Source organism: Paenibacillus sp. TAF43_2, from assembly GCF_052113545.1.
GTDB lineage: Bacteria > Bacillota > Bacilli > Paenibacillales > Paenibacillaceae > Pristimantibacillus.
Window position 1 is genome coordinate 1 of the sequence record NZ_JBFRDK010000130.1, and the last position, 18,466, is coordinate 18,466.

Below are 18,466 nucleotides of genomic sequence, written 5' to 3' on the forward strand. Positions count from 1 at the left end.
GTACTGAAATGCTTTTCCCATTGTTGCTGAGCTGGTAAGGTATTCCGCTTCCGTCTAAGTAAGTCATAATAGCAGCTGCGTCTGTTGTATCCAAACCTTGAAAAGCAATTTCGTATTCCGTTCTCGTAAATACAATCGTTAACAAAATAATTGCTAACAATAGTCCACTAATAGATGCCCCCAACCAAATTTTTTGTTTTCTGCCCGTCTGGCTCCATAATTGTGTAAGCCTACCTCGAAACTGGGCGATTCTCTCGTTCACATTTTCACCTCACCCAAATACTATGCTAGGTCTTCATGATGGTTAAATTTGCATCCGCATCATTTCTTGATATGCCTCGACCATTTTGTTGCGGACTTGTGAGGTAAGCTGCAAACTTAGTTGCGCCTGCTCAGAAGCAATTAAAACCTTTGAAACGTCAACCTGACCTATTAAGTATTTGTCGTTAAGCTTATGAACGTTCTTTTCCTGATCACTTACATTATTAATTGCCGTTTCTAGATATTGACCAAATGATTGCGTCAATTGTGCCGGAGTCGCTTCTTGAACCGATTTAGTTTCAATGAGTTTGGTTGGCTGAACCGGGCTAAGCGACATCGCTTGTATCATCATTACTCCCCCAATACTTCATATGGAATTGTTAATCAATTACTTTCCTATTTCTAGTGCCTTAATAAACATTGATTTGGTAGCGTTTAGCGCGGTTACGTTTGCTTCGTAAGATCTTGTAGCTGCAATCATATCTACCATTTCCTTCGTTACATCCACATTCGGCATATTTACATAGCCGTTTGCATCAGCATCAGGATGCGTTGGATTATAAATGAGCTTGTTTGGCGATTGATCTTCTTTAATTCTCGTTACTTTAACTCCTTGAGCAGCGGAGTTTTCATTCATTTGCTGAGAAAGCACATTTGAGAAGGACTGCTGCAAAGGTTCAATGACAACCATCTTTCGCTTGTACGGCTGGAATTGTCCATTTACAAAACTGCCTCTCGTCGTTTCAGCATTCGCTATATTAGAAGAAATTACATCCATCCGCAGTCTTTGTGCTGATAGAGCCGAAGCGCTGATATCAAACCCTGTGGACAATTTCATCGTTAAGCTCTCCCTTCAATCGCTGTGCGCATCATTCTTACCTCATGATTAATCTGTTGGACATAAAAGTTGTAGCTTAATTGGTTTTTAGCTAGCAAAGACATCTCACGATCGACATCAACATTATTTTCATTGTTGTTCATCGAAGTTGTTTCATCGGTAATAAGTTTGGGTATAGGTACATTAGAAGAACTTGCTCCAATAGCAATATGCTTTTGATTCGTTCGTTTGCCGATCAATTGCCCTTGCGTATTTCCCATGGATTGCTCTAATAATTCCTCAAACAAAACCTCTGACCGTTTGAAATGCGGCGTATCACCGTTTGCCACATTGTTAGAAATGACGCGCTGCCGCATTTCAGCTGCTTGAAGCGCACCTTCCATTCTTCCAAATGCTGCGCCATTCAACAAATTCACGTAGTTTCACCACTTTCACATAGGGGATCTTCTTAACGTATTCAACAGATTACTGCTCATTCCTTCTTTGTTCGACAGTAAATATTAAAAAAATGAGATACATGTGTCGATTTTTGCCGACATGATAATATTCAACAATTTCCTAAATTATTACAATAAGAAAAAAGCCCTATCTTTAAAATCAGATAGGGCAAAAATGGTCTAAACGTCCTATAATTATCGCTTCATCTTATCTAATTCTTGCAATAATTGGTGATTTAATATTTTAATGTATGTGCCTTTCATGCCTAATGACCTTGTTTCTATGACACCAGCACTCTCCAGCTTCCTAAGCGCATTTACAATAACTGAACGAGTTATGCCTACCCGGTCAGCAATCTTCGATGCGACAAGCAAACCTTCCTTGCCATCAAGCTCCTCGAAAATATGCTCGACCGCTTCTAATTCGCTAAATGACAACGAACCGACCGCAACGGCAACGACTGCACGACTGCGAACCTCTTGCTCAATCTCATCCGCGCGCTCCCGTAAAATCTCCATGCCAACAATCGTTGAACCATATTCAGCTAAAATAAGGTCATCGTCATCGAAAGTACCAGACAAACGGGTCAGGACCAACGTACCTAGACGATCTCCTCCGCCAATAATAGGTACAACCGTCATAATTTCTTGATCGCCTAACCGCGGAAAAGTTTCGTAAATTCCCGAATCAGGCTTGACATTCGTCATCGATTCCTGCATATCAAGAAACCGAACGTTGCTCTCTTGCGGGAAACGAAGCTCATCAGCTGATAACGTTCGCATGAAATCGTGATCAAACGCATCTACTGCGGAGCAGCCAAGTATTTTTCCTCTCCGGCTGAYGACAAATACATTGGTTTGGATCGTTGTACAAAGTACTTCTGCCATTTCCCTGAAACTCAGCGCTTTGCCAGCTGCGCGTTGCAACAACCGGTTCAGCGTTCTAGTCTTTGTTAGTAAAGTCATTCTAATGCCTCCCAAAACTCATAACAACTACAGTATATATTGACTCAAATCGCGATTTTGCGCAATGCTTCCGAGTTTTTCTCGAACGTATTCCGGCGTAATCGTCATTTTTTCGAGCGACAGCTCAGGCGCTTCAAAAGATAGATCCTCCAGCAGCTTCTCCAAAATCGTATGCAAGCGACGCGCGCCAATATTTTCAGTATTGCGGTTAACGTCTGCGGCAATGGACGCAAGCTCGCGAATCGCCTCATCCGTAAATTCGATCTGAATGCCTTCCGTTTCTAGTAGAGCTGAATACTGCTTCGTTAAAGCATTTTTTGGTTCTTTCAAAATACTTACAAAATCGTCCAAGCTAAGACTAGTCAGCTCTACCCGGATCGGGAAACGACCTTGAAGCTCTGGTATCAAATCCGAAGGTTTGGCAACATGAAACGCGCCAGCAGCGATAAACAACACATAATCCGTTTTAACGGGACCATATTTTGTCATGACAGTAGAGCCTTCAACGATAGGCAAAATATCACGTTGAACACCTTCCCTAGATACATCTGGGCCAGATCCACGTGATGGGCTCGCAATTTTGTCAATTTCATCTATGAAAATAATGCCGGATTGCTCAGCTCTTGTAATCGATTCGGTAATGACATCATCCATATCGATTATTTTGTTAGCTTCCTCCTGCGTCAACACCTTGCGAGCTTCCTTTACAGGCAGCTTGCGCTTCTTCGGCTTCTTCGGCATTAATTGACCGAACAGCTCCTGCATATTCATGCCCATGCCCTCTGGGCCCTGGCCTGAAAGCATATCCATCATATTAGGTGAGGAGTCCTCTACCTCAATTTCAATGATTTCGTTTTCCAGCTTGCCAGCCGCGAGCTGCTCTTTAATTTGCGAACGTTTTTGAAAGAGCGCATTTTCCACTTCCGGCTCTTCCTTTTGCTCTTCTGATTGCTGTTGATTGCCAAACAACATTTCAAATGGATTTTTTTGCGATTTGGCCTTAGCCGTTGACGGAGCAAGCAAAGAAACGATGCGATCATTAGCTAGCTTTTCTGCTCTGTCTTTTACTTTTTCCGTTTTTTCTGTTTTCACCATACGTATAGCTGTTTCCACTAGATCGCGGACCATTGATTCAACATCACGGCCTACATATCCGACCTCAGTAAATTTCGTCGCTTCTAGTTTCACAAATGGTGCCTTAACCAGCTTTGCCAAGCGGCGTGCGATTTCCGTTTTACCTACTCCGGTAGGTCCGATCATCAAAATATTTTTCGGAACGATTTCATCGCGCAGCGTTTCATCGAGCAAACTTCTCCGGTAACGATTGCGAAGCGCAATGGCTACAGAACGTTTCGCTGGTTTTTGCCCAACAATATACTTATCAAGCTCCGCTACGATCTGACGAGGCGTCAGTGCATCATTTCCCATTATAAAATCCCTCCGATTTCTATTCTTCGCTAAGACTTTCCGAAGTTTGGCCTTCTATCCAAAATCCTGCTACTCGATTTATACGATCTCTTCAACAATAATATTATGATTCGTGAATACACAAATTTCTGCCGCTATTTCTAGCGATGAACGTGCGWTATCCTTTGCTTCCATTTGAGGTGCATGACGCTGAAGCGCTCTTGCTGCCGATAATGCGAAGCTGCCGCCTGAGYCGATTGCTAGAATGCCGTCATCTGGCTCAATGATCTCACCGTTGCCTGAAATAAGCAGCAAGCCGGTTTTGTCCATAACGAGCATCATCGCTTCCAATCTACGAAGGACACGGTCTGAACGCCATTCCTTGGCAAGCTCAACAGCTGAGCGCTGCAAGTTGCCGTGATGCTCCTCCAGCTTTGCCTCAAACTTCTCGAACAAAGTAATGGCATCTGCAACTGATCCTGCAAAACCTGCGACGACTTGACCGCGATAAAGCCTTCTTACTTTTTTAGCAGAGTTTTTCATGACCATGCTATTCCCAAAAGTGACCTGACCATCCCCGGCAATTGCACCTTTTCCCTCATGACGAACTGCGCAAATCGTTGTAGCGTGAAATTGCATTTCCATTGCTTTGCCTCCTCAAGGTTCCAAATAATTAAATTGCCATGCCTTCATTACGCAAGATTATTGCAAATGTTCCTTTTTAAATTGCTCAATACCTTCCAAAGCGCGATTCGCAATCATTTCGTTCTTTTCTTTTTTGCTGCGGATCTTCTTCTCAAGCGGTGGAAATAAACCGAAATTAGCATTCATCGGTTGGAAATGCTTGAAATCGGCTGTTGTAATATAATGAGCCATACTGCCAAGCGTAGTTTGCTCCGGCAATACGAGTGGTTCAAGATCTCGAGCTAATCTTGCAGCGTTGATTCCAGCAATCAAGCCGGAAGCAGCAGATTCCACATAACCTTCAACACCGGTCATCTGGCCTGCAAAAAATAAGGTCTCGCGGTTGTTAAGCTGATAGGTAGGCTTAAGCAAACGAGGTGAATTGATAAACGTATTGCGATGCATAACGCCGAAACGAACAAACTCAGCATTTTCCAGACCCGGTATTAATGAGAAGACGCGTTTTTGCTCTCCCCACTTGAGATGAGTCTGGAATCCAACTAGGTTGTATAATGTTCCTGCAGCATTATCCTGACGAAGCTGAATTACAGCATGCGGCAGCTCACCCGTGTGCGGATTTACAAGTCCAACTGGCTTCATAGGTCCAAACAATACGGTTTGTTTGCCTCTGCTTGCCATAATCTCGATCGGCATACAGCCTTCAAAGTAGACTTCCTTCTCAAAATCCTTTACTTCTGCTTTCTCAGCTGTTGTCAGCGCTTCGTGGAAAATTTCAAATTCTTCTTCTGTCATTGGACAGTTCAAATAAGCAGCCTCTCCTTTATCGTAACGGGAAGCTAAATAAACCTTGCTCATATCGATCGAATCCTTTTCAACAATTGGCGCTGCAGCATCATAGAAATAAAAATACTCTTCGCCCAGCAGCTCTTGAATTTGTGAAGACAAGCCCGGTGCTGTCAGTGGGCCTGTAGCAATAACAACAATTCCATCCTTCGGAATTTCTGTTACCTCTTCATTCCGTACTTCAACAAGTGGATGCTCATGCAGCCTGCGAGTAACTTCACCAGAGAAACCGTCGCGGTCAACCGCCAGCGCTCCTCCCGCAGGTACTGCGTGCTGATCAGCACAGCTCAAAATAAGCGAGTCTAGTCGGCGCATCTCTTCCTTTAATACTCCTACAGCATTTGCAAGACCATTAGAACGCAAGCTATTGCTGCATACAAGCTCTGCAAATTGATTCGTATGATGAGCAGGTGTTTTTGTGACTGGACGCATTTCATACAAAACGACAGGTACTCCTTGTGATGCAATTTGCCATGCTGCCTCGCTGCCTGCTAGTCCTGCTCCGATGACGGTTACTTTTTGTGGTTGTGACAAAATATATTCAATCCTTTCAGATATAGTTCACGTAGGTTGACCTTTGGCGCTACTACCTTGCCTTCAAAGGTTTTTTTTTTTGTAAATTAATAATTTCAAACCTTCCAATAATTTCAAACATTTTGAAAGTTGTGAAGTTTTTCAACGTTTAACTTAAGAAGCTTTTTTGAGGTAGAAAGACCTTTTAAAATCCTTCTTATTTCTCAAAAATTTAAAAACATTTTTTAAACTTCAAAACATTTTTACAATAATTTTATAACACTTTTAAAAGAATTTAAAAACATTCAATTCCTTTTCAAACTTCAAAGATTTTCAAATCTTCAAATCCTTTTAAAACATCAAACCCTTTTAAAACTTAAAACACTTTTAAAACTTACCCCCCCCCCAAGCTTATCGAACCCACCCAAACCCTCCCTTCCAAGGGAGGGCCCCAAGGACTGCGTCCTCTGGACACCTGCAATTGAACTAACCTCTGTGTTAATCAGTCGATTATCCATCACATTGCCGTAAGATCGCTTCCGTCACTTCGTGACACGCTTCCAGCTTGCGCAAACATAGTTCTCATCCATCAGTTCGTGATATGAGTTCAACTTACACAAACGAAGATCTCTTCCATCAGTTCGTGATATGGGTTCAGCTTGCGCAAACAAAGACATCTTTCATCACTTCGTGACAGGCTTCCGGTTTGCGCAAACTTTTGTACCACATGAGTGAAAGACACTAGAAGCTTTGGTGCGATTTGAGCGATTTAAGCCATTTGAAACATCAGAATGATTGAAACCATTATAAATCGATTACAGCAGCTTAATAGCCCGTTTAACAACGGTGTCCCCCCTTTGTAAAGGGAGGACGGGTAAGGCGGTTGTCATTCGATTCTGTAGTATGGCTACTATTGCTAGCTCATGCTTAATTAATCCGTATCGGTACCTTGCTCGTCTTCATCCAATACCTCTTCGGAATAATCACATGTTGGGCAAAGCAGCTTTGCTCCGCTGCGATTGCGCTTTTCAACAAGCTTGGACTCGCCACATTGCGGGCAAGGTTTGTTCGTCGGTTTATCCCATGACACATAATCACAGCCGGGATACTGATCACAGCCATAAAATATACGTCCTTTTTTGCTCCGACGCTCAATGATTTTGCCTTCTGCGCATTTTGGGCATRTCACACCGATATCCTTGACGATCGGTTTCGTATTGCGGCAATCCGGGAAGCCCGAGCACGCAAGAAACTTGCCAAATCGACCCATCTTATAGACTAGGTGGCGTCCGCACTTCTCACAAAGCTCATCAGACACTTCGTCTTGAATTTCAATTTCCTTCATTTCATCTTCGGCGACTTCTAATCTTTTCTCAAAGGATTCGTAAAATGTAGCGAGCACCTTTACCCAATCCTCTGTGCCTTCTTCCACATGGTCGAGGTTGCCTTCCATGTTCGCTGTAAACTCCGCATCCAAAATTTCAGGAAAAAACTCTTCCATGAGCTGAATGACAAGATCTCCAAGCTCAGTTGGCATAAATTTTTTCTCTTCCATTGCAATGTATCCGCGCTTCTGAATCGTTTCCAGTGTCGGCGCATACGTACTTGGACGACCTATACCGAGCTCCTCAAGCGTCTTTACTAGTCGTGCCTCCGAAAATCGTGGCGGCGGCTGCGTAAAATGCTGTTTTGGATCTATCGATTCTGATTGAATGACATCTCCAGCGGCTAGCGGCGGCAAAAACTTATGCTCTTCAACCGTGCCGTCATCGTTGCCTTCCACATATACCTTCATAAAGCCGGCAAATTTCACTTTAGAACCAGTAGCTCTAAACGTTGTATCGCCTGCCTGCAAATCCACGGTCATCGTGTCGAGCACTGCCGACTGCATCTGGCTCGATACAAAACGTTCCCATACGAGCTTATACAGTCGCAGCTGATCACGACTCAAGAACGGTTTCATTGATTCGGGATCTCTTAATATGGACGTTGGCCGAATCGCTTCATGCGCGTCTTGAGCGTTGCTGTTTTTCTTTGTGTAAATGCGTGGTTGTTCAGGCACAAAAGCTTCTCCATACTTTTCAGAAATGAATTCTTTCGCTTCTTCTTGAGCGATAGGCGAGATGCGCGTAGAATCGGTTCTCATATAAGTAATTAAACCGACTGTACCTTCTTTACCCAGCTCAACGCCTTCATACAGCTGCTGTGCTACTGACATCGTCTTAGAAGCCCGGAAGCCAAGTTTCCTTGCCGCTTCCTGTTGAAGGGAGCTCGTTATAAATGGAGGCGCTGGATTGCGCAGACGCTCCTTCTCTCTCACGTCAGAGACTGTGAGCTTGCTGCCCTTCATCGCTTGGAGAACTTCCTCAACGTCAGCTTCCTTGCCCAACTCACGTTTTTCTCCAAGAATGGAATGATATTTCGCATCAAAAGGAATTCCTGCATGAGTCAGCTTCGCAGTGATGGACCAGTATTCCTCAGGGATGAATGCATCGATTTCGTTCTCACGATCGATGATGAGCTTTACAGCAACCGATTGAACCCTCCCGGCAGACAAGCCCTTCTTTACTTTTTTCCATAGGAGCGGACTAATCTTGTAACCAACCAATCGGTCCAAAATCCGTCTCGCCTGCTGCGCGTTAACTAAATCCATATTAATTTTGCGCGGTGTCTTAAATGCATCCTTCACGGCCTGTTTCGTAATTTCATTAAATACAACGCGGCAAGTATCGGTCTCATCCAGCTCCAAGTAATGCGCCAAATGCCAAGCAATCGCTTCACCTTCGCGATCCGGATCGGCTGCTAGAAAGACATGTTTCACTTTTTTGCTGGCATCCTTCAATTCCTTGAGGATGCTGCCTTTGCCGCGGATGGTTATGTATTTAGGGTTAAAATCATTTTCAACCTCGACGCCGATCTGGCTTTTGGGCAAATCGCGAATATGTCCCATAGAAGCTTTAACGATATATTTACTGCCAAGATATTTACCAATCGTTTTGGCTTTCGCGGGTGATTCGACGATAACTAAAGAATCTGCCATGTAAGGCGCCTCYTCTCTCCATTGCAAGCTATAAAGCAATATATATTGATCCGGGCTGCAATTCAATTTTGCGTTTTATACATAAATTTAGCAGAAGTGCGTTCAAATGTCCAAACGGGAAGCCGGAGAGCTCGTGCAACTCATTAATAGATAAGGGCTGATCTCGCAAAAAAGCAATCAATTTACTCTCCTCAGGCGTGAGCTCCGGCTTATTTAATTCCTGTTCGGACTTGTTCGCTGCATCTGCTTCCTTGTAAGCTTTAAGTGCTTCCGGCAGCCAATTCAGCTCATCGATAATGTCTTCAACGCAGCTAATAAGCTTTGCTTCTCCGCGTTTGATGAGCGCATTTGGCCCCTCACTCTTAGGCGATGAGTTTGGACCGGGTATAGCAAACAACTCCCGAGACATGTCCATTGCATGCTGTGCAGTAATCAGAGAGCCGCTCTTCGTTGCGCCTTCCACAATAACCGTTCCTACAGATAAAGCCGCAATAATGCGATTGCGCTGTGGAAACTGTCCAGGATGCAGCGGAGTACCGATTGGCGTTTCTGAGACGAGCAAGCCATGCTCGGCAATTTTGTGAAACAATGATAGATTCTCAGTTGGATAACACTTATCAATAGGCGTAGGCAGAACAGCAATCGTTCCTCCCGCTCCATATAACGCTGCTTCATGGGCTTTGCTATCGACACCTTTGGCTAGGCCGCTAACCACCGTCAAGCCTGCAGAGGAAAGCTCCTGTGCAAGCATAGTCGCTGATTGCCTGCCATAAGCGGTCGGCACTCTTGTACCTACTACAGCAATTGCAGGGCGCTGCAGCAGCTCAAGACGTCCTCTAGCATACAAGACCCAAGGCGGCTGTGCAATCTCTCTTAAAATTTTCGGATATTCAGTATCATAAGGCGTTAATGCGATTGCATTTACTGCAGCAACTGCTTCTGACGGATCTTCTGTCAAAATCCATGGACGCTCTGCATAACGTTCAGCCGCTGCTTTCGCTTGACCACGATGCAGGCCTATAGCAAGTAAATCTTCTATGCTCCATGATCGTTTATTCCAAAATTCATGGTGAACAGCCTTCTGAATTGCATGCCATCCGATGCCAGGAATTTCGTGAAAGGCAATAACCATTTGTCTACGAATATCTTGTTTTTTAGTCATCAGTACCAAGCCCCTTCTCTACTCGGGCTGGCCTACATACTTATCTATTGTGCGGTAGATAGCATAAGAATGCAAGTCAGCCGATAAAATAATGGCAATCCGCAAAAAAAAAAGCAACCTTCCAACTCCCGTTATCGGGTCGTTGAAAGGTTGCTTACCTTAGATCAAACTATATAATTATTTGCGTGTGATACATTTTTCAAGAAGGCCTTGCTCTTCAAGAACACTCACAAGCGTTGAACCCATCTCAGATGGTGTTGGAGCTACTTTAATGCCGCAAGCTTCAAGCGTTGCGATTTTTTCAGCAGCTGTTCCTTTACCACCGGAAATGATTGCGCCAGCATGTCCCATCCGTTTGCCCGGAGGCGCTGTTGCCCCGCCAATGAAGCCGACAACTGGTTTTTTCATGTTTGCTTTAATCCATTCAGCAGCTTCTTCCTCTGCTGTACCACCGATTTCACCAATCATGATAACCGCGTAGGTATCTGGATCTTCATTGAAAAGATTCAAGATATCGATAAACTCAGAGCCCTTAACCGGGTCGCCGCCGATTCCTACTGCAGAAGATTGTCCAATTCCACGAGTCGTCAATTGATGAACCGCTTCATAAGTCAATGTTCCTGAGCGAGAAATTACGCCAACATGTCCAGCTGTATGAATGTAACCAGGCATAATGCCGATTTTGCATTCATCCGGCGTAATTACGCCTGGGCAGTTAGGTCCGATAAGAACGGTTTTGCTGCCGTCCATGTAACGTTTAACTTTTACCATATCCAGCACGGGAATGCCTTCTGTAATACAGATAACAAGATCAAGCTCAGCGTCAACCGCTTCCATGATTGCATCTGCAGCAAATGCAGGTGGTACATAGATAACTGAAGCATTAGCGCCTGTAGCAGCTTTTGCTTGAGCAACCGTGTTGAAAACAGGCAATGATACGAGCGTGCCGTTATCAAGTGTAATATCAACGTTTGTGCCACCCTTACCAGGTGTTACGCCGCCGACCATTTGCGTACCGTATTCCAATCCGCCTTTGGTATGGAACAAGCCAGTTGCTCCTGTAATACCTTGGGTAATGACTTTTGTATCTTTATTAACCAAAATGCTCACTCTTAACTCACATCCCCTGAATGAATTCGTATGCGGCCTATGCCACACAGCAAGTTATCTTATTTCACGAGAGCGACAATCTTCTGCGCGCCGTCCGCCATGGAATCCGCAGCCACGATGTTCAATCCCGATTCTTTCAAAATAGTTTTGCCGAGGTCTACGTTAGTACCTTCTAGACGAACAACGAGCGGACGGTTAAGACCGACTTGCTTCGCTGCTTCGACAACGCCATTTGCAATTACGTCACAACGCATAATGCCGCCGAAAATGTTAACGAAAATACCTTTAACTTTTTCATCAGACAAAATGATTTTGAACGCTTCTGTTACCTTCTCAGCTGTAGCACCGCCCCCTACGTCTAGGAAGTTGGCAGGGTCGCCGCCGTAATATTTGATAATATCCATTGTTGCCATCGCTAGGCCTGCACCGTTGACCAAGCAACCGATGTTGCCGTCAAGAGCGATGTAGCTAAGGTCGTATTTGGACGCTTCAATTTCTTTTGCGTCTTCTTCTTCCAAATCGCGAAGCTCAACGATATCTTTGTGACGATAAAGAGCGTTTGAGTCGAAGTTCAATTTAGCATCAAGAGCAATAACTTGTCCGTCGCCAGTTACAACAAGCGGATTGATTTCTGCAATGGATGCATCTTTCTCAACAAAAGCGGTGTAAAGAGAAATCATGAACTTAACTGCTTTGTTAACAAGCTCATTAGGAATGTTGATTGCATAAGCTAGTTTGCGAGCTTGGAACGCTTGCAAGCCAACAGCAGGATCAACGATCTCCTTAATGATTTTCTCCGGGGAGTGTTCAGCAACTTCTTCAATCTCAGTGCCGCCCTCTTCCGAAGCCATCATAACGACACGACCTGTACCACGGTCTAATACTACGCCGATATAATATTCTTTCTTAATGTCGCAGCCTTCTTCGATCAGAAGACGTTTGACTTCCTTGCCTTCTGGACCTGTTTGATGCGTAACAAGCACTTTACCTAGAATCTCACTAGCATAAGCGCGCACTTCATCAAGATTTTTTGCTACTTTAACTCCGCCCGCTTTACCACGGCCGCCAGCGTGAATTTGTGCTTTCACGACAACAACCTTTGTTCCGAGCGATTTAGCCGCTTCAACAGCTTCGTCTACAGTGAAGGCTACTTTACCTTCAGGTACGACGACACCATACTGTTTAAGGACCGCTTTCCCTTGATATTCATGGATATTCATTGTTGAAATCCTCCATTTCACAGACTGAAATCAGTCATATGTACACAAACCTCTATTATTGTAGCACCTTTCCCCGCCAGTTACCTTACTTTCACGCATAATTAATACGGCTTTTTTGATATGGGTTTCATCTCAAAATGAGATTAAAGCAATAAAACCAGCTGGAATGCTCGTTTTATAAGGGAAAATACCACGCCATTTAGTATGACCCAATCCTAAAAATCATACCCGAAACATTTTAAATATTGACAATGCGAAGATAACTAAATTATGATATTGGCAAATTCATAACGATGGAACGGAATCGTAAGGAAGCACCTTCATTCACACATATGGGGGTGCTTTTTGTCGTGTTTAGTTTAATTCAGAGCGCAAGCGTTTATGGAGTAGATGGTAAAAGCATTTCGGTTGAGGTTGATATTTCCAGCGGCTTGCCCCAAATCAACGTAGTGGGTCTGCCTGATCCTGCTGTTCGCGAATCTGTTGAACGTGTTCGAGCCGCTCTAAAAAATAGTGGTTTTACTTTTCCTATGGACAGAATTACGGTTAATCTAGCTCCTGCCGACTTGCGCAAGGAAGGCACATCCTTTGATTTAGCCATTGCGGCGGGCATCTTAACTGCAAGCGGACAAATTAGCGTTGCCCCTTTTGAGAATACGCTTCTTCTTGGAGAGCTCTCACTTAACGGGAATGTCCGTCCGGTAGCCGGCGTACTTGCCATGATTGAACAAGCGAAACGACTTGGCTTTAAGCGTGTGTTGCTGCCTGTAGCGAACGTCAAGGAAGCCATCTGGATTTCTGATATGGATTTGTTTGCGCTAAGCCACCTGAAAGAGCTTGATTTAATCAAAAAGAAACAATCCGACTGGAACGATATTCGTGTCGATCATAGAAACGATTCCAGCTTTAATCAAAGTGAAAACAAAGCATATATAGATAAGCAAGATGAAATTGGTGATTATGGAGATGTTATCGGACAGCATCAAGCCAAGCGAGCTATGCTTATAGCCGCGGCTGGCAAACACAATATTTTGCTCAGCGGACCTCCAGGCACGGGTAAAACGATGATGATTCGACGTCTGCCGGGGATATTGCCCTTATTGACTGAACAAGAAGCGCTGGAGGTTACAAAAATTTATAGTGTGGCTGGCAAGCTGCTGGATAGCTCCCATGGCCTTATTACACATCCACCATTTCGCGCTCCGCATCATACCATATCGTCTGGCGGACTGATCGGCGGCGGCTCTATTCCGAAGCCGGRAGAAGTTACACTCGCTCATCGCGGCGTGTTGTTTCTTGATGAATTGCCAGAATTTCCGAGACAGGTACTTGAGGTTTTACGTCAGCCGCTGGAGGATCGTATAGTAACCATTTCCCGCTCCAAAGCCGTGTTCCAGTTTCCAGCCAGCATTATGCTGGCTGCCTCCTTTAATCCATGTCCATGCGGCTATTATGGGCATGAGTATGGCGATAAACGCTGCACTTGCAGCGCTACACTCATTAGCCGCTATCGATCTAAAATATCAGGGCCATTGCTTGATCGAATAGATTTACAGCTAGAAGTGCCAAGACCCATTTCTCTAGAGCATGCTTCAACTGGCCCATCACTTAATACTGCCCAAATGAAGCAGCTAGTGCTGGGTGCATATGCCTTTAAACAAGATCGCACAGCAGGCATCAGTCACAATCCTATTGGATCATTAAACGGCGCTGCCCTTCGAAGGTCTGTAAATATAAAGCCAGAAGCCGCAAGCCTGCTGGAAAGTGCTTTTGAAGCGCTTGGAATCAGTATGYGGGCATACGATAGAATGCTGAAGCTGGCACGCACCATAGCCGATCTTGAAGCAAGCGACGCAGTCGATACGATGCATATCGCGGAAGCTATTCAATATCGCGGGCTTGATAAGCCGCTTTCATAATAAAAAAACTTTCTCTGTAGGTTAGCTCCTGTCAGAGAAAGTCCAATTTGTTACCATTTTAGAACGCTGCCTCAAAATGCTTTAAAGAAGTGACGATCTCATCTGCACGGCTCAACGTTATCGCAATAACATCAAAGCGAACGGATGCATCTGAGCGCCCAACACTGCGTAAATAAACTTGAGCCGCGTCCCTAACCTTCTGCTGCTTGCGATAATCCACCGACTCCGCGGCTGTGCCGTATTTGCCGCCTTCTTTTCTCGCACGCACCTCTACAAATACAAATCTATCAGAATGTCCAGCAATAATATCAATTTCTCCTATTCTACATCGCCAATTCCGCGTGAGAATATTATAATTCGCTTCTATTAAATACAAACAAGCTGCTTCCTCGCCAAGTTGACCCGTAGCTTTCCTATTATCTAGTTTCCGCGTCCTATTCGCTCTTCCCTCATCATCACCCATCTATCATTTCCCTCGCTTTTCGGTCGGAACGATAAACAAAGCTTAAAATTTCTGCGACGAGCGTATACAGCTCAGCCGGAATTTCTTGATCGATATCAAGCTTAGAGAGCACTTCTACTAATGAGGAATCCTCTTGAACAGGAATGCCATATTCCTTCGCTTTCTCAAGGATGAGATCCGCCAAATGCCCTTTCCCTTTAGCGACCATAACCGGAGCAGTGCGTTCGCCTGGCTCGTATTTTAAAGCGACTGCTTTCCTGACTTTCGTTTGTGGCTGATTTTCACTATGATCGCTGCTCATATACGATAATCGACTCCTTTGTAACGATTGGCTGCAAAGGCGCTCATATCCGTCATTTGCTGGTTCTTAACTGCTGCTGATGCTGCTTCCACCTTTGATTCCCCCGCTTTGGGAAGCGGCGTTGTTCGAAGTGAAAGCAGCTGATAGCCTGCTTGCTGCAGGCTGGCAGCAATTTCATTTCGAGATCCTTCTGCAAGCGATGAGATTGCAGGATGATCATTCCACAAGTTTAAACTTACAATTTTGTCCATCACATTTACGTCAACCATCGTATCGCCCAGCGTATTCATCGACAAATTAAAGAGCAATCTGCAATTCGAAGCGTCAAGCTCTCCTTTTCGTCCTCTTCTTGTCTGAATGTGAACTGAAGCGGTTTGTTTGCCGTCTGCGTTATTGATTGGAATAAACATCGTCACATGTGTGAGAACCGAGCTGTTCCGCTCAGGAGTAAGCATAAGCTGCTGGCCTGTTATTTGCTGTACAAGCTGCTGCGCTGTCTCTTTGAGAGCAGGAGGTGTATGATCCGATGAAACAAGAGCTAGCAAGGCACTTTTCAATGATTCCTGCTGAGCAGGCGGAGAAGAATCTGTCATTGGAATGCTGTCTGCAACGGTCGAAAGAACCGCTAAGGCTGCTCGTTCAACCATATGCTTTTGATCCGGCAGCCTTGCTTGCTGAGAATCAGCGGTTTCAAACTCTGCTGCTTTTGCCAGCATTACGGTTGGAGCAGCTTCTTTGCTGTTAGCCTCGACGATAGGAGTCTGCAGCGGTGGTGCTGAAGCAGACGCTACAGTCGCCGGCTTTGCAGCAGTTTCCGTTGTTGCTGGCTGAGAAGCCGGTTCTTGCTGGCTCAATTGAGTATCCGCTGTAAAAACTTTGGCAAGCTGAAGCTCATGATCGACGCCCATCCATTTCATCATCTGACCCAGCCAGTTGGGCTGACTTGACTGACTGGCTAATGCTCTAGCCGCTTGAGGATTAGCTTGTTGATCCGGAGCTTCGTCCTCAGACATAGCGGCAGGTGCTGCTGTTGCCTGCGGCAAGTCCGTTTTGACGATTTGCGCGTTTAATTGCTTTGCAGTCGGAATGTCCTTTGTAACGGCTTCTCCTGATCTTGCTGCACCAGACTCAGCCGTCACTCCACGAAGCAGCTCGAGCCCTTCCGTCAGAAGCGCTTGCACACGTGCAGCTGCTTGAGTTGCGGCTTTTGTTTCAGCGGTCCCTTCATCCGAAACGCTCGTGAATGAAGTAATTTGCTTCTGCAACGTCTCAAGCAGCTCATGCGTGCTGCGCCCGAACATAACCTGCTGCATCGCACCTACAGTAGCACCAGTCATAGGCAATCCTCGTTTAAAGGTTGCAGCAGCGGACTGCATCCATTGCTCCGCATCTCCACCAGCCGGCATCGCGGATGCAGCCTGTTGAAAGGCTTGCGCAACGTCGCGGTTCAGAATAACGCCTTCCTTCCGCAAATCCTTTACGATCTGCGCTGCCCATTTCTGCTCTGGCAACGCCAGCTGTTTAGCCCATTCCTTGAACGTATCATCAGGCAATCCCACTTGACCAGGTTCAACCTGTTTAAGCATTACAAGCGCACCGCTTGATTGAGGCTGCACTTGGAGCATTGCTGATTGTCCCACTTGAAGCGGCAGCTCTAGCTTCGCACGCACTTGTACACCGTTAATTTGTACGAGCGCTTCGTTATTTTCCATCACCTGCAGGATGACGCCTCTTACCACTTGTCCAACTTTAAGCTCCACAGCTCGTGTATCCGCACTAGAAGCCTCTCCTAAGAAGCTTCGCATCATTTGACTTATATTCATTTGTTCATTCGCCTCCGTTGCTCCAGCGCCATTCTATGCGTTTGCTCTTTGCACTTAAGCGAGCTCTTTACATAAGCATGTACGACTTCATTAAACCTATAAGCCTTATATCGGTCAAAATGAGCAAAGCTTGTAGCCGTTCACCCCAAAAAACAGCACAAAAACAAAATAACGCCCGATAATTACACTAGGCATCTTTTGCCTCGCACAATCGATCGAGCGTCATATAATATATGCTGCGAGATGCAGCTAGAAGAGAAGCAGCTGCTCTTCTGTAAATAAATTGCCGAGAAACGATCTGCGATGCAGCGGACTTGGCCCATTCGCCAGCAATCGCTCCCGATGCAGCTTCGTCGCATATCCCTTGTGTATAGCAATGCCATAAGCAGGATAATCCTGCTCCCATTCGGTCACACAAAGCCTATCGCGCGTAACCTTGGCAACGATAGAGGCTGCAGCGATCGATTGGCTTGTAGCATCCCCTTTAATGATCGAGAGCTGCGGCAGACTAACATCGACCTTCTCCGCATCAACAAGCAAATAGTCAGAAGGAACCTGTAACGATTCCACTGCAATTTTCATTGCAAGCCTAGCTGCCTGCTTAATATTGATTCGATCAACCGTTTCAGCATCAACACGAGCAGCCGACCACGCAACACATTCCTGCAAAATGATATCATACAACTGGTCACGCTTTTTCTCGGAAAGCTTCTTGGAGTCGTTAACCCCTTCAATCACTAGCCCTGGCGGTAAAATAACGGCAGCTGCCACGACGTCTCCGAACAAGCAGCCTCGGCCAACCTCATCTACACCAGCAATCGCTTTAAATCCTTCTTCCCATAACGACTGTTCATATTGCAGCACGTTACGTTCCCCCGTTTCACATCAATAAGGTGGCGCTTCGAGCGTAATTCTTCCTAGCTTGCCTGAGCGCAAATCACGCAAAATGATTCCGGATGTTTTCTCCAAATCGACGTGTCCACCGCTAACAAGGCAGCCTCTCCGACGTCCGATATCTTCCATCACGCGCACGATTTCATCTGAATCCGTAGCGTCCTTTGGTGGCGTTTCAAGCTCATACCGCTCTTTCATGTTAGGCCAGTAACGATCTACCAGCTCACGCATCGCAAAAAACGCGATATCGTCAACATTCAAAATTTGCTCTCTAATAGCACCTGTCATAGCAAGCCTGTATCCGACGAGCTCGTCTTCAAACTTTGGCCACAATATGCCCGGTGTATCGAGCAGTTCCATTTCAGTTCCAATCTTAATCCATTGTTGCCCCTTCGTAACGCCAGGACGGTCGCCGGTTAAAGCAATAGCGCGTCCAGCGAGCTTGTTGATCAACGTGGATTTCCCGACATTCGGTATACCTACAATAAGTCCGCGAATTGCACGCGGATTTATGCCTTTTGCAATTTGACGTGCAATTTTCTCATGCAAAATTTGCTTTGCTTTGAGCGGAACCTCATTTACCTTCGTGCCTGTTGAGGAATCAATTGCGATCGATTCATGGCC

At 45.3% G+C, this 18,466-nt stretch carries 17 protein-coding genes and 1 pseudogene; 1 reads left to right on the forward strand and 17 read right to left on the reverse strand.

Going from position 1 to position 18,466, the window contains the following annotated elements:
• The 12 genes and pseudogenes from AB4Z17_RS23345 to sucC all read right to left on the reverse strand — a co-directional run.
• Window positions 1-262 (reverse strand): annotated as a pseudogene (locus AB4Z17_RS23345) (flagellar basal-body MS-ring/collar protein FliF); the annotation flags it as partial.
• A 42-nt stretch (window positions 263-304) separates the two neighbouring features.
• Window positions 305-613, reverse strand: a complete 309-nt coding sequence (fliE, locus tag AB4Z17_RS23350) for a flagellar hook-basal body complex protein FliE (protein WP_305953893.1) — start codon at window positions 611-613, stop codon at window positions 305-307.
• 36 nt (window positions 614-649) lie between these two features.
• A complete protein-coding gene (gene flgC / locus AB4Z17_RS23355) occupies window positions 650-1,099 on the reverse strand; it encodes a flagellar basal body rod protein FlgC (RefSeq protein ID WP_441881295.1) in 450 nt (149 codons plus the stop codon).
• A gap of 2 nt (window positions 1,100-1,101) precedes the next feature.
• On the reverse strand, window positions 1,102-1,515 hold the full coding sequence (flgB, locus tag AB4Z17_RS23360; RefSeq protein WP_076269145.1) for a flagellar basal body rod protein FlgB: 414 nt from the start codon (window positions 1,513-1,515) through the stop codon (window positions 1,102-1,104).
• A gap of 216 nt (window positions 1,516-1,731) precedes the next feature.
• Window positions 1,732-2,502 (reverse strand): GTP-sensing pleiotropic transcriptional regulator CodY, encoded by a 771-nt coding sequence (gene codY / locus AB4Z17_RS23365; protein WP_441962357.1) that lies wholly within the window; start codon window positions 2,500-2,502, stop codon window positions 1,732-1,734.
• 27 nt (window positions 2,503-2,529) lie between these two features.
• Complete coding sequence (gene hslU, locus AB4Z17_RS23370; protein ID WP_441881297.1) at window positions 2,530-3,930, reverse strand: ATP-dependent protease ATPase subunit HslU; 1,401 nt, start codon at window positions 3,928-3,930, stop codon at window positions 2,530-2,532.
• Window positions 3,931-4,008: 78 nt separating this feature from the next.
• The gene (hslV, locus tag AB4Z17_RS23375) at window positions 4,009-4,554 is read right to left on the reverse strand and encodes an ATP-dependent protease subunit HslV (RefSeq protein ID WP_441962359.1); all 546 of its coding nucleotides are present in this window, start codon (window positions 4,552-4,554) and stop codon (window positions 4,009-4,011) included.
• A gap of 57 nt (window positions 4,555-4,611) precedes the next feature.
• On the reverse strand, window positions 4,612-5,931 hold the full coding sequence (trmFO, locus tag AB4Z17_RS23380) for an FADH(2)-oxidizing methylenetetrahydrofolate--tRNA-(uracil(54)-C(5))-methyltransferase TrmFO (protein ID WP_076269141.1): 1,320 nt from the start codon (window positions 5,929-5,931) through the stop codon (window positions 4,612-4,614).
• Between the two features lie 910 nt (window positions 5,932-6,841).
• The gene (gene topA / locus AB4Z17_RS23385) at window positions 6,842-8,950 is read right to left on the reverse strand and encodes a type I DNA topoisomerase (protein ID WP_441962361.1); all 2,109 of its coding nucleotides are present in this window, start codon (window positions 8,948-8,950) and stop codon (window positions 6,842-6,844) included.
• 28 nt (window positions 8,951-8,978) lie between these two features.
• The gene (gene dprA, locus AB4Z17_RS23390; RefSeq protein WP_441911304.1) at window positions 8,979-10,112 is read right to left on the reverse strand and encodes a DNA-processing protein DprA; all 1,134 of its coding nucleotides are present in this window, start codon (window positions 10,110-10,112) and stop codon (window positions 8,979-8,981) included.
• Between the two features lie 177 nt (window positions 10,113-10,289).
• Entirely contained in the window at window positions 10,290-11,222 is a 933-nt protein-coding gene (gene sucD / locus AB4Z17_RS23395) for a succinate--CoA ligase subunit alpha (RefSeq protein WP_053375706.1), read from the reverse strand.
• Between the two features lie 59 nt (window positions 11,223-11,281).
• Window positions 11,282-12,442, reverse strand: a complete 1,161-nt coding sequence (gene sucC / locus AB4Z17_RS23400; protein ID WP_441962363.1) for an ADP-forming succinate--CoA ligase subunit beta — start codon at window positions 12,440-12,442, stop codon at window positions 11,282-11,284.
• Window positions 12,443-12,735: 293 nt separating this feature from the next.
• Here sucC and AB4Z17_RS23405 point away from each other — a divergent pair, with 293 nt between their 5' ends.
• A complete protein-coding gene (locus AB4Z17_RS23405) occupies window positions 12,736-14,361 on the forward strand; it encodes a YifB family Mg chelatase-like AAA ATPase (protein ID WP_441962365.1) in 1,626 nt (541 codons plus the stop codon).
• 58 nt (window positions 14,362-14,419) lie between these two features.
• Here AB4Z17_RS23405 and AB4Z17_RS23410 read toward each other — a convergent pair whose 3' ends face one another.
• From AB4Z17_RS23410 to ylqF, 5 genes are all read right to left on the reverse strand, one after another.
• Complete coding sequence (locus tag AB4Z17_RS23410) at window positions 14,420-14,824, reverse strand: YraN family protein (RefSeq protein WP_441962367.1); 405 nt, start codon at window positions 14,822-14,824, stop codon at window positions 14,420-14,422.
• Window positions 14,817-15,125, reverse strand: a complete 309-nt coding sequence (locus AB4Z17_RS23415; RefSeq protein WP_441962369.1) for an EscU/YscU/HrcU family type III secretion system export apparatus switch protein — start codon at window positions 15,123-15,125, stop codon at window positions 14,817-14,819. Before AB4Z17_RS23415 ends, AB4Z17_RS23410 begins: the two co-directional genes overlap by 8 nt.
• Window positions 15,122-16,948, reverse strand: coding sequence for a hypothetical protein (locus AB4Z17_RS23420; RefSeq protein ID WP_441962371.1), 1,827 nt, complete (start codon window positions 16,946-16,948; stop codon window positions 15,122-15,124). The genes AB4Z17_RS23415 and AB4Z17_RS23420 overlap by 4 nt, the downstream gene beginning before the upstream one ends.
• Before the next feature lie 249 nt (window positions 16,949-17,197).
• Window positions 17,198-17,812, reverse strand: coding sequence for a ribonuclease HII (locus tag AB4Z17_RS23425; protein WP_441962373.1), 615 nt, complete (start codon window positions 17,810-17,812; stop codon window positions 17,198-17,200).
• A 21-nt stretch (window positions 17,813-17,833) separates the two neighbouring features.
• A partial coding sequence (gene ylqF, locus AB4Z17_RS23430; protein ID WP_441962375.1) for a ribosome biogenesis GTPase YlqF occupies window positions 17,834-18,466 on the reverse strand: 633 nt, incomplete at its 5' end.

Bases quoted from the DNA above. Each gene is read 5' to 3' on its own strand.
- fliE (WP_305953893.1), bottom strand. From the start codon at position 613: ATGATGATACAAGCGATGTCGCTTAGCCCGGTTCAGCCAACCAAACTC.
- flgC (WP_441881295.1), bottom strand. From the start codon at position 1,099: ATGAAATTGTCCACAGGGTTTGATATCAGCGCTTCGGCTCTATCAGCA.
- hslU (WP_441881297.1), bottom strand. From the start codon at position 3,930: ATGGGAAATGATGCACTGACGCCTCGTCAGATCGTAGCGGAGCTTGAT.
- dprA (WP_441911304.1), bottom strand. From the start codon at position 10,112: ATGACTAAAAAACAAGATATTCGTAGACAAATGGTTATTGCCTTTCAC.
- sucC (WP_441962363.1), bottom strand. From the start codon at position 12,442: ATGAATATCCATGAATATCAAGGGAAAGCGGTCCTTAAACAGTATGGT.
- AB4Z17_RS23410 (WP_441962367.1), bottom strand. From the start codon at position 14,824: ATGGGTGATGATGAGGGAAGAGCGAATAGGACGCGGAAACTAGATAAT.
- AB4Z17_RS23415 (WP_441962369.1), bottom strand. From the start codon at position 15,125: ATGAGCAGCGATCATAGTGAAAATCAGCCACAAACGAAAGTCAGGAAA.
- AB4Z17_RS23420 (WP_441962371.1), bottom strand. From the start codon at position 16,948: ATGAATATAAGTCAAATGATGCGAAGCTTCTTAGGAGAGGCTTCTAGT.